12 protein-coding genes are annotated in these 16,279 nt (G+C 56.3%); 7 read left to right on the plus strand and 5 right to left on the minus strand.

What is annotated here, in order from left to right:
• Positions 1 to 688: 688 nt before the first annotated feature.
• From NH396_RS04525 to NH396_RS04550, 6 genes are all read left to right on the plus strand, one after another.
• The gene (locus tag NH396_RS04525) at positions 689 to 1,234 is read left to right on the plus strand and encodes a hypothetical protein (protein ID WP_253062035.1); all 546 of its coding nucleotides are present in this window, start codon (positions 689 to 691) and stop codon (positions 1,232 to 1,234) included.
• The gene (locus NH396_RS04530) at positions 1,231 to 2,796 is read left to right on the plus strand and encodes a DEAD/DEAH box helicase family protein (RefSeq protein WP_253062037.1); all 1,566 of its coding nucleotides are present in this window, start codon (positions 1,231 to 1,233) and stop codon (positions 2,794 to 2,796) included. Before NH396_RS04525 ends, NH396_RS04530 begins: the two co-directional genes overlap by 4 nt.
• A gap of 332 nt (positions 2,797 to 3,128) precedes the next feature.
• Positions 3,129 to 4,076 carry a site-specific integrase gene (locus NH396_RS04535; protein WP_024952250.1) on the plus strand — a complete coding sequence of 316 codons (948 nt, stop codon included), beginning with the start codon at positions 3,129 to 3,131 and terminating at the stop codon, positions 4,074 to 4,076.
• Between the two features lie 364 nt (positions 4,077 to 4,440).
• On the plus strand, positions 4,441 to 5,259 hold the full coding sequence (locus NH396_RS04540; RefSeq protein WP_253062039.1) for a hypothetical protein: 819 nt from the start codon (positions 4,441 to 4,443) through the stop codon (positions 5,257 to 5,259).
• Positions 5,260 to 5,292: 33 nt separating this feature from the next.
• Positions 5,293 to 7,890, plus strand: coding sequence for a hypothetical protein (locus NH396_RS04545; RefSeq protein WP_253062041.1), 2,598 nt, complete (start codon positions 5,293 to 5,295; stop codon positions 7,888 to 7,890).
• Complete coding sequence (locus NH396_RS04550) at positions 7,887 to 10,499, plus strand: site-specific integrase (RefSeq protein ID WP_253062043.1); 2,613 nt, start codon at positions 7,887 to 7,889, stop codon at positions 10,497 to 10,499. The genes NH396_RS04545 and NH396_RS04550 overlap by 4 nt, the downstream gene beginning before the upstream one ends.
• 174 nt (positions 10,500 to 10,673) lie before the next feature.
• On the opposite strand, the gene NH396_RS04555 is transcribed toward NH396_RS04550, so the two are convergent.
• The 4 genes from NH396_RS04555 to NH396_RS04570 form a co-directional block, all read right to left on the minus strand.
• On the minus strand, positions 10,674 to 11,441 hold the full coding sequence (locus NH396_RS04555; RefSeq protein WP_253062045.1) for an NERD domain-containing protein: 768 nt from the start codon (positions 11,439 to 11,441) through the stop codon (positions 10,674 to 10,676).
• A 258-nt stretch (positions 11,442 to 11,699) separates the two neighbouring features.
• Complete coding sequence (locus NH396_RS04560; protein ID WP_253062047.1) at positions 11,700 to 12,041, minus strand: DUF427 domain-containing protein; 342 nt, start codon at positions 12,039 to 12,041, stop codon at positions 11,700 to 11,702.
• Positions 12,042 to 12,118: 77 nt separating this feature from the next.
• Complete coding sequence (gene egtB / locus NH396_RS04565) at positions 12,119 to 13,438, minus strand: ergothioneine biosynthesis protein EgtB (RefSeq protein ID WP_253062049.1); 1,320 nt, start codon at positions 13,436 to 13,438, stop codon at positions 12,119 to 12,121.
• A gap of 144 nt (positions 13,439 to 13,582) precedes the next feature.
• Entirely contained in the window at positions 13,583 to 14,578 is a 996-nt protein-coding gene (locus tag NH396_RS04570; protein WP_253062051.1) for an ion transporter, read from the minus strand.
• A gap of 224 nt (positions 14,579 to 14,802) precedes the next feature.
• Here NH396_RS04570 and NH396_RS04575 point away from each other — a divergent pair, with 224 nt between their 5' ends.
• Positions 14,803 to 15,276: an META domain-containing protein gene (locus NH396_RS04575; protein ID WP_253062053.1), complete on the plus strand. Its 474-nt coding sequence runs from the start codon at positions 14,803 to 14,805 to the stop codon at positions 15,274 to 15,276.
• A gap of 184 nt (positions 15,277 to 15,460) precedes the next feature.
• Here the strand turns inward: NH396_RS04575 and NH396_RS04580 are convergent, their stop codons facing one another.
• Positions 15,461 to 16,237 (minus strand): SDR family NAD(P)-dependent oxidoreductase, encoded by a 777-nt coding sequence (locus NH396_RS04580; RefSeq protein WP_253062055.1) that lies wholly within the window; start codon positions 16,235 to 16,237, stop codon positions 15,461 to 15,463.
• Positions 16,238 to 16,279: the final 42 nt, after the last annotated feature.

The raw sequence follows: 16,279 nt of genomic DNA on the forward strand, positions 1-16,279 counted from the left end.
AGAGGCGAATTTTCACGATATTGAGGCCAACTTCGAATAGACGCCTCTTTTCCCGATGGGTGATATTTACGACCTCTCTTTCATCTGCTAGATTTGGTTTATCGAGGCAAAATCCTCGATCGGGTTTGGCGACTCGAAACCACAAAGGCGCATAAGCGCCCCGTACCATGGTTGGCGCTTTTTTTGTGTCTGCCATGCGTTATGGCGGTCGTGCGCGGGAGACCCTCGGGTCTGCCGGTGTCCTTTGTGGCCGGTTCGCCAACCCGTGTACGGCCGCCCCCATCACTGTTTGGCGACAGCGGGAGCGGCTCCAACACAAAGGAGCTTCAACCATGGTCCTTCAGACTACGGCATCCCCGCGTAGCCCCGATCTACCCACCCCCTATGGCGGCTATCCCGATCCCCCTTCCCAAGACTGTCGCTCACGCGTCATTGGCGACTGCAGCGAGGTGCTGTCATGACCTCGAATTCTTCTCACACCACACCAACACCCTCATCCACTCCTCTTGCGCCCTCTGCTACGGGCAAGGCAATAGCCGAGTCTTCCCAGACGCCTGAGACTTCGGTGTCACACGACTCGTCATCTACCATCACCTCAGAGAGCCAGCGTCGCTCTCCTCCCCCTCACACCTCGAGCACTCCCACACTCCAGGATTCCTCGACTGCCGCAGCTTATCGGCGAGGACAGTTGATCAAACAGCACTTCCAGCAGTGGCTGAAAGCCTTGAAGGATAAGCCGACTCATTTCACGAAAGTCAGCTGCCGCAACGAGCTGATGAAACATCCAGAGTTGGCGGGCTATAAACCCATTATTGTCCTGCAGCGGGTCGGTGACCTGATCGACCGCCTGGTCATTGATGGTCACGTTGTGCAATCCGACACCATCGGCAAGCGTCGCCGTGTCTATCAACTCACCGATAGCACTTCGGAGCGCTCACCGGATATCCCACTGCCGAGCAATCGACAGGATCTTGCCACGTCGAAAACCGATGGCATATCGCATCTACCGCTCGATGCAGCACTGCAGGAACAACGTCGAGCCTTGAAAAAATCCATGCGGGCCGCGAGCGCGGAAGCCGAGCACCTCTATCAATTGGCAAAGGACTATCCGGAGGCGAAACCCGACATCGCTCCACTCCAGGAGGATGCAATTCAGCGCGCCTGTGAACTCCAGGGACAACTGGCTGCCGTGCTGGCGCTCTCTGCAAAACGCCATGCTGGAGGTGCCTCATGACGCCGCGTCAGATCAATCGATTACTGCCCTCTCTGACAAGCCCGACACTCAGAGCCTGGCAAGCGCGTTGTATTGAGACAGCGCTTCAACGGCTTTCGGATCAGCAGCCCCATTTCCTGTGCCAGGCCACCCCGGGTGCGGGCAAGATGCTGATGGCCGCCGTCCTGGCTGAGGAGCTGATTCTCAACGGGAGCATTGATCACGTCATCTATCTCGGCCCCACCTCTGCCGTGGTGGAGCGTGCACGCGAGACGTTTTCGCAAATTCTGGGGCGGCCCATGCAGGGCAGGCTGGGGGACATCGGTATCGCGCTGACCTATCAAGCGCTCAGCTTCCGCCTGGAGGACCTCAAGCAACTCTGTCGCCAAGGGCGTGTCCTGCTGGTCTGGGACGAAAGCCACCATGCCGCCGGCGCGACAGCATGCGCCGCAAAAAACGCCTACACCAGTTCGGCAGCCACCGGCGCCAATCAATGGGGGTTGGCACTCTTGGCATTGGAGCGCGATGTTCGCTTTACGCTCGCCTTGTCAGGCACTCCTTGGCGCACTGATGGCAGCTGCCTTCCGATGCTGCGTTATATGGCACCGAGCCATGAAGCCGCCTCAGCGTCCGAGCCATCGGTGCCAACCCTGCCATCGGCCGACAATGACCGCCTCGCGCTGATCCCAGACTTCACGTATCCCCTGCGTGATGCCATCCAGGATGATGTCTGCCGTACTCCCCAGATCTATTTGATAGATAACGACGACATACGTCTGGTGGCAGAACAGCAGGCGCAGCGCGAGACACTGTATTACCAAAGCATCCCGGCCTTGCTGCGTCACCCAGCGGTGCATTACGCCGCCTTGCTGCGTCACCCCGGACCTCAGCAGCATTTGCTGGACGTCAGCTGCCAACGCTTGCGACAGCTTCAGGAGAAAGACCCGAGCGCCGCAGGATTGGTGGTGGCATCCAACATTTCTCATGCAGAAGACATCGCTGATTGTCTGAAACAGATGGGACAGACGGTGTGCCTGGTAACCAGCCAGACAGAAGGAGCGCACGCACGACTTGAGGCGTTTCGCTACGGTCATACTTCGTGGATTGTTTCCGTCAACATGGTCAGTGAAGGGATCGACATTCCCCGCTTGCAGGTATGTTGCTATCTCAGCCACGTCAGGACCGAACAGTATTTTCGCCAAGTGCTAGGCCGGATCATACGGCGTCGACATGCACAGGATGATGCGTGCTATTTCTATGCCCTCAACGAAAGCACGTTGCGACACTACGCCTATCGACTGTTTGACGACTTGCCCGACGAGCATGCTGCGATCCAACTGGATTCCTTCTCCTCCCCGACACTACCCGCCCCGATCGTCTCTCCAGCCACTGATTCGATAGCCTCCAACGACCCCGGCACATGCGGAGAACTCCCCACGATTGACATGCATGGCGCGCCACATGCTCAGGCCCCCATGAGTGAGTGTGTGAGCTTCTCAGAGGGAGTACGAGAGATCACTCTTGATCTGGCAAATGATGTGGCGTTCTCCAACGCCTTCTTGGCGCGCCTGGTATCGCTCTGATTACGGGAGGCGGCTCGGCAGTCACGCCCGCGCGATCACCAGATGATTTCACTTTTTTATAGCTTAACCCCAAGCATAACATCTACAAACCTCACATTTACCAGTGGGATTGCTCGAACAACCTTGCATATGCGTGACTCTCAACTCTCTATGCTTTCTAGGGCATGCATTTCGGGTTGGCTGATTTACGAAGGGTGATAGCGTGAAATTCGATGGCCACCTCACAGCGCATATCGGCCCTCATTCCAACTTTTCGACATCGATGGAGATCCCTCATGGTGTCCAGACCACCGACAGGCATCCACCCGCCTCAAAGACGGAGGCATCAGGCAATGCAAGTGATCCCCTATCAGGGAAACCAGGACTCTCTGCCGGGACTTTGCCTGACGGTCTCGGCACGAAAGCTGATCATGGCAAGCCTTGCACCGAGTACCATCCGAGCCTTCCAAAGCGACATACGGATGTTTCTCAGACGTGGCGGCACCCTCCCCAGCACCGACACGGAGATTGCCAACTACCTCACCCGGTGTTTCGAGGACGGTTATAAACCGAATACACTCAAGCGACAGCTGTGCTCGTTACGGCGTTGGCACCTTGTCATGAATTGCCCCACCCTGGGCAATGAGCAAATGATCAAGGGGGTCATGCGCGGCTGTGCACGCCTCAATGAAGTGCCGGTGAAACGTGCACCAGCCTTGATGCGAGACGACCTGCATCAGCTGCTGAATAGCCTGGATTTGAGCGAGTTGCGAGATCTGCGCGACGCCGCCATGTTCTGCCTGACGTTCTATGGAGCATTTCGTTACAGCGAAGTCCTCAACCTTCGTGTCGAGCACCTCACATGGGATACACGAGGCGTGTTGGTCAGGCTCTCCCGCAGCAAGACCAATCAAGAAGGACGACATGAAGTCAAAGCCATTCACCATGCGGATACCTCGCTCCCCTACTGCCCCGTCAATCTCCTGTATCGCTGGCTGGAAGCCGCCCATATCCAGAGAGGTGCGGTATTTCGCAGCGTCTCGCTGGGCGGCAGGCCAGGAGGCTCGAAACTCTCTCGAACGGCTTTTCAGAATGCGTTGATCAGGGGGCTTGAGCGGTCAAACCTGGCTTCACGCGGATTCAGCACACATAGCATGCGTGCTGGCCTGATCACTGAAGCTCATCTGCGGGGGAAGAGCCTGGAGCAGATACAACGTGTGACAGGTCACAGACATCTCAGCACCTTGACGGAGTACATTCGGGTCGCAGACCCCTTCGAAAACAGCGCCAACGACTTTTGATAAACATGAGCAATGCATTACCGTTCAATAATCGATGAATTGACAAAAGCAATCGCTCAAGAACTCGTAATACAAAATATCTACCAAGTTTGACGTCAAAAAGCCCTAATGCTCTCGAAACGGTCGATTTTGACGGTTAAAAGATACCTTAGATTCTTGCCACTTGAGTTATGCTATTAGTACACACTGATTCAGCTTGGATATATCAGGAGGCGGCACTCCCAGAAATATCGTTCTACAGGTCGGGTGTATTGCTCGACTGATCAGCACTACTCAAAGTTACTCGCGTTTGCTGGACATGAACTCGACGAATGATTCTCTCATACGTCTCGGCCCCCCTTTGCCTATCGTTGGAGTCATCAATATGCCAGAGGCTACCTATACACCGTCACTAGTGAAAATCAGCGCTGACAAGACGCTTGTCATCCATCAGCGAGTACTCGAGGTGGACACCGCCGAGCTTATGAGCGAGGAGCATGCTTTTCGACCAACGGTCGCGACAGAGAACCTGCCCCTAGCGCCTGTCCGCTTCCGCAGCAACGTTCAGTCGACTCACACTTCCGAGGAGTTCGTGAATTTTCATGTCATCAAAGCCATCGTATCCACACAGAAAGTGCCCGTCTCACAAAGTGTATTTTGCATCGAGATCGATATCGGCGGACTCAACGAAGATGAAGTCCAGGTGCTGAGATTCTATTACCAGGTGCTACAGCCTCTGCTCGAGCTTGGCTGGGAATGGATCAATATCCACAACCTACATACCACTGGCGATATCAGAATTAACGAAAAGAAGTTATGGAACACTATACTCAGAAACTTCATTAATGATGAAAGGTTACAACACGCATGGAGCAATGTAGTCACTCAACAAAACTTGCCAATAACACGCAAGCAAATCTCATCAATGTTCAGGCATCGTTATTCTGATGACTCGATCAGGAAATTTATGAACGAAATAAATAAAAATACAAATACTCACCAAAGCGGTGTATCTGAAGATAGGAATACGACACACGCTGCTACTGCTGCTGAAACAAATAATAAAAACGCTCATAGTAAACGAAAAGATAATAGGAAGCAGCAACCAGATATTAATAAGAAAAGCAACGCTAAAGAAAAAAGCAAGCACTCGAATAACAAGGAGGAAACCGACTCGCATCCGCAAATGGGACTTGCACTTTAAAGTTCGCTTGACTGATTAACAGGAGGCTCTCACGTGAGTGAACACCAACTACCTGACCAAATACTGGCTAATTATGACCTCAATGCGATCGGGTCCCGCTGGCCCCTTATACCGGAGTGGCTCAAGGGGAGCCTCCCTCCCTTGATTGCCTCAGAATATCGCCTCAGCGCTCGCCTCTTTGCCAACGATTACTCGATGCCAGACCTTGTGTCCCAAGTAGAGGAGTTCCTAGGAAGCCAATTTTTTATGGAGGACGAGACACATCGAAATCATAGAATGTCTCACTGCCTTCATTATACGGTAAATTACCGATTTAAGTCGCTCACTGATCCTCGCGTAAGCAGTATCCGAAAGCTGCTTAGACTGATTTTCGGTCAGCCTTATCATACTGTGACACGTGGCTCTGCCATAAAATACTACACCCAGATACTTGAGCTTAGAAAGACGCTCAAACGGCTACTTGACTGGGGTGACCTGGATGATATTCACAACAGCTTTCCCAGACCCATTTCACCTACTCTGGGGGAGCAGTTAGTTCCTCCTCCCGAGCATTTTTCCGATGCTGATTTGAAGATACTCGATCAGTTTCTTCATGCCTATGATACAGCAACGGACCGCTCATCGGAGCATCCCAATCATCTGCGCAATAAGAAAGCGACAGGTGCTTTGCTTAACGAAATCTATCAGTCGAGCAAGCTCACTCGTAGCCCAATAAGAAAACAGCGGAGAGCTCGCAACGAGAATCAAAAAAGGCGCCAACATGTCGATACCATTCTTCGTGATTCACCACTCTGGATCAGTGAAGAATCTCACCAAATTCACGCTGAATATACCGACTCTCTCTCACTGGATAGGTCAATCCAAGTACTTGATCATACCTTCATAGAAGATGATGAAGATCTCACGGATGGCAATGAACATCAGAATGAATCATCATCTAATGACCTAATCCAAAGCAGCATCTCACCCATCGACCCAGTGAAAGAGCTATTCCATAACACGCTGCTTTCACAAGGCGATCAGGCGCTTCACCTTGAACGCGTTCAGCTCTTGCAACAGGCCCGCAGTCTCAAGACATCTGCAGACATCAGCCTACGCCCACAAGAAGAGGTTCTAGCAGCTTTACGTATCTTCCAACCACCGAAAGATGAGGAATTTCTCATAGAATCTGAGAGTGTCATTGCAAACCGACAAGCCTTGGCATTTCTTAGCATTCTACTTTGTAGTGGAATAGCACCTGAGCGCTTGCTGCAGACGACGGTAATCTCCCGATCCCCCAAGCTGCCGCTCAATAGCGACAGCAATCGTGAGTGGATCATCTGCCAGACGCTGGATCAAATTCCCAGCTGGTCACCGGAGGAGGGGCTACTCCACTACTCTGTCAACAAGGCAACTACCGAAACCATCATCACGTTGCCATTGCCCAACGCTCTCAATCAGTCACTCATGGCCGAAAAGGTATGGCTCCCCGGAGCCCAGCCTTTCAAAGCACTGAAATCACTGATCGAGAAAAGACTCAAGCGCTGGGGGGATAACCGTCCCGGAAGTACTCTGACGTTAAGGCGCGTGTCCGCCAGTCATCATCATTGGGTGGTGCCTGCCTGTGAAGATGAAGTGATCGCGACCTGGTTGCGAGGCGAGCTCCCGCTCTCACTCTCTGCCCCGGCAACGTATCGAACGATACCTCTGCACAAGATTCAGAAGGCTTTTCTCTCGGCTCAAGCTGCGCTTGGCCTATTTCCCTTGTTAGAAGAAGACTGTCGTACACCTCGCGAAGATCACACCGTGGGATCCACAAAAGCCCAGGAGCCGAGCTATTTCAAACGTCCGCTTCATTTGCTGACGCAACTTACCAAGAACCACGCCATCCTGGTTACCTCATTGATTACCTCACAAGGGAATCGTAGTAGCGACTTACGGTCAGTCGGCGAAGCCATTGCCCGGCAAGGTCAGATACTGGGAGCGCTGACCTTACTTGCATGGCAGCTCTGCACCTTGGCTCGCCCAATTGGATCCAAAACCCAATGTGAGCAGCTGGAAAATACGCTCTGGCTACGCGACAAGAATTCGGCTCGGGCACAGGAAAGCCGCCAAATTCCACTTGTCCCCGCCCTTGGCGCATTGCTCCGGCTTCAGCATGAGTGGCGGGAGGAATGGCAACGATGGTGGAAACGCCAGGGTGGCAAGGGAGATTTTCTTGGGGATGAGCAAATCGCCTACCCCGTTCAATGGAAGTTCAATGACTCGACAATGATGTTGACGCAGCAATGCATGCAGCATGCTGACTGGCGGCAGTGGCTCAAGGATCTTCCAACATTCATGCCTTCGCCTTTGGCAACTGAATTGAGCCAGTGGGGCCGCCAGCCTTCCAATATCACGCGCCACAGTATGATCACCGCGCTCCAATCGCGACTTTCTCACGCTGAATTTAGCGCGCTCGCTGGACACACCACTCAGGGACATTCACTCCAATCCCCGTCCAGTGATCGGAACCTGATTCAATCGGCGACACGAAGCGCACTAACCGATATCGCCAGACTATGCGGCTTGACACCGGATCTGCTTCACAGAGACGACCTCCCATGGCCCATTGAGCACGCCGGACCAGCCATTCAAGGAGATAGAGGATGAGTGCTGTTACCCCCATTGACCTTCGGAAGAAAACCGATGTACCTGCCCAGGCCACGCACCAAGAGCTTACAACTCCGAAGCTGTCTCCGATCGAGCTTTCGAAAACACTGGGTAGGATATTCCGTCGCTGGGATGATCCAGATCATCGCCTTTTCTCCTCCTCTGAAGAGCTCAGACATTTCCGTATGAATGTCGCGCGCTACGCATGGCGACGGCATAAGAAAAAGGTAACCAGGACACAGGCTAGAGCGCAAAGTGCGCCTTCCACCAAGCCGCCTCGCGCTCGACACAATGCCACACGCTTGAACCAGCGAGATGTACAAGCCTTGATTCGCAACGCCATCCAGCTTGCCAAGGAAACTGAACTTGACTTCAGCTCCCGAAAGGTCACCAAGGAGGTCGCGCTTGTACTGACTCATCTCAACCGAGAGCCTGACTTCGAGGCTACGATTCCGACCAGTATCAAACGCCCGGTCAGACCCTCATCCGCGGCTACCTCATCACGAGATATCAAGGTTCAGCAACGGGTGCTGGATTCGGTACGCGCCCTGCAGCGCATTCCCGCCAACCAATGTACGCCAGAGCAGTCTCTTCTCTTCCTGGCCTTGAGCATGGGCACCCTGCTGGGGATGGAGGAAGAGGTGATTCGCCATACTCTGCTGAACTTGAGCTCAGAGCATCTGCCACGCCTGAACACCAAGCGCGGTCCCCACCATTGGTTCATCGGCTGCCTGCCAGGGTTACCTCGAACACATCCAGCCCATTACCGGCTAAAAATCCCGAATCATCTCAGGAGGCTACTCAGGGCTTGCCGTCAGTCCCCTGCCCCATCATCAGCCCCCTCCTCCCAGCGAGCAGATGTATGGTGGTTCTCCTCGGATGCTACGCTGGATCTGAACAGTCCATTGGAAGCGCGAGCTGCCCATCTGGATCAGCTCTTGGTCACCGGTCTGTCACAGCTGCTAGATAGCCAGGCACCACGCAGGACTGGTTCCTCCGCTTCGCTGAAGAGTGTCCGATCATTGCTTCGTCATGCCTTTCGATGCACGACATTGTTAGGCCCTGCGCCCCTCTGGTCACAGCTGCTTCGGCGCTACCCCCTACCAGTGTGTAGCTGGCGTTCTCCTTGGCAGCATGACGAAAGCCTCCTTTTATCGGCGGCCCCCCTCCCTACCTCCGGTACGTCGAGCGCTTCTGGAGCCATGGATGTCTCTGAACCGGAAGACATCGAGACCGATCTTCACACCCCTGAACTCCTTATGGGAGGAGGCGACAGGAGCAACGAATCGTCACCATCTACCTCTCCCCGATACCGGCAGGATCAACTATCAACAGACTGGTATGTGAAAGCAGGCAACCAACTATATGCGTATATCACCGAACTGGAGCATGAAGGTCTGATAACCCCCAGAGGGGGATCTGCGATCCAGCGGCATGACGCCATTACGTCTCGCTACGCGAAGAAGCTGATACACATGCTGGGCGAAGACAGCTACCCACTCTGGATACTGCTATGGCTGTCTTATCAATCGAGCACTCAAGGCAATAAAGCCAGCACGCTCAGGACTTACCTGAGTCGTCTGACGCCCACCTCCATGATGATGTTGCCCGATATCCCATGGTTGGCTCTCTGGGATGGAGAACTGATGGAGGCAATCAGCGAGCAGCTACCCACTCAGAAAGGCTGGGACACTTCGACGTCCCACAACTTCTTCCAGACGTTCAATCAGTTCATCAGTTTCTGCCAAGGCAACGATCGATTAACGGGTATTCCCCCCGTGCAGGGTGAGGGAGGTCGCTTCATCAGTACATTGCGTACACATCTGATCATGCCGCACGAGGCGGAACATCTGACCCGGGCGCTCTCCCGAAGACGGAGTGGATTGCGGCGCAGCTGGCTGATCGCCTTCCTCCTTGGCTACTACGGGGGCCTGCGAGCTGGAGAAGTCATGGCATTGACACTGCATGACGTCATCATCAATCAGCCAGGAGATGACGGCCCCACCTACTGTTACGTAGAAATCCATGCTGGGAAGACCGCAAATGCTCGGCGCAGCGTTCCTCTTCATCTTCTGATATCCCCAGAGTTGATGACGCTGGTGAGAGAGTGGATTGATAGACGCCGAGAGTCCTTTGCTGGCCAGCAGCGTTTGAAGAACATTGCCTTGCTGGGGCCAGAAAGCTCTCCGCTGGGCTATTCAAGAGAGAGCCTGCTGACCCCGCTCATGGCATGGGCCCGGCAGTCTCTCCGCGGTGCTCTTACACCCGGATTGGAGCTGGAGGACATCCACTTCGACTTTCATCTCTTGAGGCACAATGCAATCTCGTGGCTCGTACTGCGCCTCTACAGCGACGACTACCCTCAGCTTCTGGATCGCCTTTCCTCCGCCTGCCGAGGACATTGGTCCTTCACTCCTGCAGCACTAGCGAACTGCCGCCGAGCGGTCTACGACGTACTGGAAAAAGATGCCAAGGCACGAGGTCACCGTCTCGAGTTACTCGCCAAGTTGATCGGGCACCGCAACTCTCAAACACTGACACATCACTACACGCACGTGCTGGGTGAGATACATGGTGAGGTACTTCTAGAGCTGATGAAGCGACGCTGAAGGCTAAGGCCGCATACTCGCATACTGGCTGTCGCCTATCGAAGCCAAAGCGCAGGTGGTCGGTGGGCTAGAGATAGCCCAACCTCGATGCATCACCCTCCATCACTTGCGGTGTTGCACTCAGAGTCCGCCTGCGCCGAATAATTGCCGCACTGGCTCCATAAATCCGTGGCATCACACCGCCTGGGTCGCTCGGCACTCCGGATAGGCCGAGCATCCCCAGAATTGCTGGCCCTCACGCACACCGGATTTGACAGTGCGCAGCACCATCCGGCTGCCGCATTTCGGGCATTCACGTCTGGCCTGTGGAGCATTGCGCTGCTTGAGGTGCTGTACATGGGCACGCTGCGTCGCCCGAGTCGGCGCCAGTCGCCCCGTCAGTAGCGCCTCATGCATGGCCTCGACCTGCGCCTCGCTGAAAACGGGAGTCTTGAACGACTGCACGAAGGAAACGAAGTCAGTCCCGCGCGTCACGTTGGCTGGCATCTCACCCTTGAGCCTGGCGCTGCCTACGAAGACGATCACCGAATGCAGATGCTCGGGAGTCACGCCAAGCGTCGTCTCCAGTGCCTTGAGATGCTTGTAGTTCTGACGTAGCGGGTTCTGGAAGCTGAACGACTGGCGAGGAAACTGCTGGGTCCAGTTCGCCTCGTGCTCACTGCCGAAGATCCAGCCTTTCATGTTCTTGGTTTCCAACACGAAGCAGCCGAAACGCGACAGCAGCACATGATCGATCTGGGTGGTGCCGCTCTCGGTCTTGAGGGTGACATTGTGCAAGGCCCGATAGCCCTGCTTGCCGAGTCGGCGCGCCATCCAGCGCACTCGCCACTCGCCGATGCGGCCTTTCATGCGGGGGGACTTGAGGTAACGACTGATGCAGGAGGCCAGCACGAGGCATAGCAGTACACCCATCACTGGCGCAACGTTCGAAGGGACAACCACTGTCTTGACTCCTGGTGCAGCCTGTACGGAAAGGAATCAAGCGAGGTGATTCGTCCAACCGGAGTACTGAGTCTTGATAAGGGAAAGGAAATGCTGCACCGCGCCCGATGGAGAAGCGCAGTGCAGCAAGCTGCCGAATTCTAACTATCCGGCGAACGCCAAGCTACTGTTCTCTATCGGTTTATCTCTGAAGCAGAGCACGGCGGAACCTTATGCGCCGACAAGAGAATCACGTTGGCCGCGAGTCATTCACCTGAATCACTCCATTTCCAACGTAACCTTGTCGGTATCGAACGCCAATCGCCCGGCGATCGCCTGCATCTCCTCGATGGGCTGGTTGTAACTCCAGGCGATATCCGGAAGATCGGGCAAGGAGTAATAGGTGCTGTCGCCCTTGAAGGGACAATGGGTGACGGTGTGAGAGACCGTGAGCTTCGCCATCGCCACATCGGCGCGCGGCAAGTAAAGCCTCGGTGGATAGCCCTTCTCGCGCAATTCCAGCGCGTTGCCGGTGTCAGCGATCACTGTCTCACCGACCAGGATTCGCACCCGCGAAGATAGCGGGTGCAGCGTGATACGCGGTTCGGGGTGGTCGGCCATGAAGACTCCTTTACGGGTTGGCGGGCAAAAGCCGCAGATGAAAGTGCCTGGGGGCGCGTTCTGGAAGAGTCAGCCCCTCAGACCCCACCGTCCCTGGCGAGACGGAAGCCGGAGAACGCCCAGCGCGCCTCGGGCGGGAAGAAGTTGCGATAGGTCACGCGGATGTGGTCGGCGGGTGTGGCACAACAGCCTCCGCGTAGCACCATCTGACCGGACATGAACTTGCCGTTGTACTCGCCCAGGCTGCCTGGCAGTTTGCGAAAGCCTGGATAGGGGCGATAGGCGCTGCCCGTCCACTCCCAGACATCGCCGAACATCTGACCCGGCATGCCGTCGGCTTTCGCGGCGGCGATTGGTTGCAGATGGTCCTGATCGACGAAGTTACCCGTCAGGGGGACATCCTGAGCGACTGTCTCCCACTCGGCTTCAGTCGGCAGACGCGCGCCGGCCCACTGGGCGTAGGCGTCGGCCTCGAAGAAGCTGACGTGGCAGACCGGCGCCTTCAGATCTACCGGCACCAGACCGCCCAGCGTGTAGTGATGCCAGACGCCGTCGCGCTCGACCCAGTAAAGCGGTGCCCGCCAACCTTCCGCCTTGACCATCGCCCAGCCATCCGCCAGCCAGTGCTCGGGAGTGGCGTAACCACCTGCCTCCATGAAGGCGAGAAACTCGCCGTTGGTCACTGGACGATCCGCCATCTGGAACGCTTCGACGAACTGACGGTGGCGGCCCATCTCGTTGTCGTAGGCGAAGCCACCCTCGGATGCATCATGGCCGATCTCGCGAATCCCGGCGGGATAGTCCAGCCATCCCAGCGGCGGCACCTCCTGCGCGGGGGCTGGTGCCAACCCCGGCGCCAGATCATCCCGATAGGCCGGACACAGCGGGTTCTGCGCCAGGATGTGCTTGATATCCATCAACAGCAGCTCCTGATGCTGCTGCTCATGCGGTAGGCCCAACTCCAGACGACGCAGAATCTCCGGCAGATGTTCCTGGGGTGGATTCTCCAGCAAGGCCTGCATGGCCTGATCGACGTGTGCGCGATAACGATAGACATCGTCGACGGTCGGGCGCGAGATTGCGCCACGCTCGGCGCGCGGGAACGGCACGCCATGGGTCTCGTAGTAGGAGTTGAAGAGATGATCGTAGGCGGGATCGAGCGTCTGATAATCAGATTGAAACGGTTTCAGGATGAAGGCTTCGAAGAACCAGCTGACATGGGCGATATGCCACTTGGGCGGGCTGACATCCGCCATGCTCTGCACCATGTAGTCTTCCTTGTGCAGCGGCGCACAGATCGCCTCGGTGGCGGCTCGCACCCGCCGGTAGGTATCCAGCCAGGCCCTGGTCTGCTCAACATCGTGAGTGTCACTTGAGGATTGCGGTGCATATGACATCGAGACGTCCTTTTGGGTGTTGCAAATCCATTGCCGAATGACTGATGTCGGGAGGTCGTGGCCGACTTTCAAGGGCTGCCCCGCGTAGAGACTTGCCCTGCACGCTGGTCAGTTGCGACATACCTCCTGCAGGCACACCTGTCTTCACTGATATTTCTGATGCCAACTCTTCACGGCGATGCGCTCCTTGAGCAACTCCAGCATGTCGATCAGCACCTGCTCGGTGATCTGCTCCGTTCTCGGGTCAGTGCGCGACCAGGCATCGAAACCACTCTCTGCCAGATGCCCCACCAGCGCCGAGAACTCCTTGGAGCGCAGGCCGACCAGCGCTTCATCGACAAGGTGACAGGCCAGATCGGACAGCGAACTTTCGAGCCCCTTCGTCAGCTGAGTGCCCATGGGTAGACGCGAGACGCGCTGAAGCTCCGGGCTCTCGGCAAGGGTGCGGCTGACCAGGCCCCGCACATAGCGCAGGGTATCGTCGCGATTCTGGGTATAGACGTCCCCTGCCATGGTCTCGAGACGCTGGCTAATTTCCTGGATCAAGGCCTGCTTACGAGGTTCCACGACACGCTCGATCACCGAGGATGAAAGGTCATCGCTGTCGCGCAACTGCTGCTGCACGTTGTCGAGCATGCGCAGGGAGATGCGATCCGTCAGCTCCTCCAGCAATATATCGAGATACTTGGCAGCAACACGATAGACATACCATTGCCGCACATCGATCAATTCCAGACGTTGCAGGCGGAACAACAACGAGACCACACGCAGCACACGCAACAGACGGAAGCCACTCAGCGGAATGCAGCCCAGCACGTCATACCAGTGCACAAAGGGATAGAAGAACCAGCGGTGATAGCGCCGCTCCGCGATGGCCACTGCCCACCCCGCCAGCACATCCAGCAGGAAGACGGCGACGAACGCCAGATCAATGGAGAGGAAATTGGCATGGATGTTCTGCTCATAGGCCGCATGCAACCCGGGCGCTACAGCCTCGAAGGCCGTGTTCAGCGGAGGAATCAGGAAGAGGCTATCGAACAGCAGCAATGCCAGATTGGCGATCACGAGCACGATGATGAACAGATCCCACCACAGATGTATCCGCTCCCTGGCGGACGAGGGCGTGCGGGTGGCTGGCATGACAACTCCTTGGCGATTGTTTCAGAATGCGTAACGTGTCTTCCTGATTCAGCCTACAACGCTTCAGATGACCACGCTTAAGTGACCAAGAGGCGACGCCACTTTCTGCGAGAGCCTTCACTGCTCGCGGAGCACAGCCCGCAAAGCACGGCCTTTGAAAGCCCAGCCCCATAATCGACGTAGACGATTTACATGGACAACCTATTAGTGAGGGAGACACCCGCATGAAACAAGCGCAAGTGATGACATGGGCCGCCGTGATGAGTGCAGTATTCACCTTGAGCGGCTGCGCAGGTGCTCAATCCTCAGAGGATTATCAAGGCGTCGACGAGCCGCTGGAAAACACCTACTGGAAGCTGGTGGCACTCGATGACCAGCCGACACCCGTGATAGAAGGCAAGCGTGAAGCCCATATCGTCTTGCATACCCCTGACGCTTCGACACAGAACTCGCGAGTAGCCGGTTCCACCGGCTGCAATCGCCTGATGGGGGAATACCACCATGACGAGCAAGAACTCGGCTTCGGCCGTCTGGCCACCACCCGCATGGCATGCCCCGGTGAAGTCGCAACGCTCGAACGCGATTTCCTCGCGACACTCAATGACGTGTCGGGCTGGCAGATTGAAGGCAAGACACTGACCCTGACCAACGAACAAGGGGCATCGCTCGCCCGCCTGGAGGCCGTTCACCTCTACTGATCCCTATCACTGGCCGCTCAGTGCAGGGTGAAGCTGGGCTGAATCCTCTGCGCAACAGACCAGACACCACAACGCCGCCTCCCGTTGCTGAGAGGCGGCGTTGTGTCATGCGATCACTCCTTGCCGTCAGCCACTGAGCTCAGCCTTGCTCTCTGTGCTGACTCAATGCTGGCTCATTGTTGACTCACAGCGTGAAGCCACCATCGACGGCGATGGCCTGCCCTGTCACGTGTTCGGCCTGGGCGAGGTAGACCACCAGCTGCCCCATGTCCTCAGGTGTCTGGGCGACTCCCTGGGGTAGCAGGCTCTTCTGCAGGCGCTCCCATGCAGCGGGCTCGCTTTCGCCTTCCTGGCTCCAGCGTGCCGAGAGCCCGCTCTCGCCCCGCCACATGCCGGTACCCACCACGCCCGGGCAGAGCGCATTGACGGTGATGCCTTCCGCTGCCACTTCCTTGGCGACGGCATTGGTAAAGCCGATGACCGCGAACTTCGAGGCACAGTAGTGCGACAGATCAGGAAAGCCGACCTTGCCGGCCATCGAGGCCACGTTGATGATCCGCCCGATGCGGCGTGTGCGCATCACGGCGACCTCGGCCTGAGTGCACAGGAAGGTGCCGCGGGCGTTGACGTTCATGACGCGGTCCCACTCCTCCACCGTCAGCGCATCGAGGGAATGGATGCCGATGATGCCGGCATTGTTGACGGCGATATCGAGCGGGCCGAGACCGGCTTCGGCCTCTTCAATCAAGCGCCGCACGGACGCCGCATCCGAGACATCGACCTGAAGCGCCAGGCACCGTCTACCCAGTGCCTCCACTTCCGCCGCCGTCTCACGGGCAATGGCGAGATCCAGATCCGCCACCACGACATCCGCGCCCGCCTTGGCCAATGCCAGCGCAATCCCCTGACCGATACCGCGCCCACCCCCTGTCACCAGTGCAATCTTGTCGTTCAGCTGCATGAGTTGTCTCCTGAATCTCTCACTGAATTCTGCAAATGCTGC

The organism is Cobetia sp. Dlab-2-AX (genome assembly GCF_024124625.1).
Lineage (GTDB): Bacteria > Pseudomonadota > Gammaproteobacteria > Pseudomonadales > Halomonadaceae > Cobetia.

Excerpts from the sequence above, each read along its gene's own strand:
- NH396_RS04530 (WP_253062037.1), top strand. The coding sequence starts at position 1,231 with ATGACGCCGCGTCAGATCAATCGATTACTGCCCTCTCTGACAAGCCCG.
- NH396_RS04535 (WP_024952250.1), top strand. The coding sequence starts at position 3,129 with ATGCAAGTGATCCCCTATCAGGGAAACCAGGACTCTCTGCCGGGACTT.
- NH396_RS04540 (WP_253062039.1), top strand. The coding sequence starts at position 4,441 with ATGCCAGAGGCTACCTATACACCGTCACTAGTGAAAATCAGCGCTGAC.
- NH396_RS04550 (WP_253062043.1), top strand. The coding sequence starts at position 7,887 with ATGAGTGCTGTTACCCCCATTGACCTTCGGAAGAAAACCGATGTACCT.
- NH396_RS04560 (WP_253062047.1), bottom strand. The coding sequence starts at position 12,041 with ATGGCCGACCACCCCGAACCGCGTATCACGCTGCACCCGCTATCTTCG.
- egtB (WP_253062049.1), bottom strand. The coding sequence starts at position 13,438 with ATGTCATATGCACCGCAATCCTCAAGTGACACTCACGATGTTGAGCAG.
- NH396_RS04570 (WP_253062051.1), bottom strand. The coding sequence starts at position 14,578 with ATGCCAGCCACCCGCACGCCCTCGTCCGCCAGGGAGCGGATACATCTG.
- NH396_RS04575 (WP_253062053.1), top strand. The coding sequence starts at position 14,803 with ATGAAACAAGCGCAAGTGATGACATGGGCCGCCGTGATGAGTGCAGTA.
- NH396_RS04580 (WP_253062055.1), bottom strand. The coding sequence starts at position 16,237 with ATGCAGCTGAACGACAAGATTGCACTGGTGACAGGGGGTGGGCGCGGT.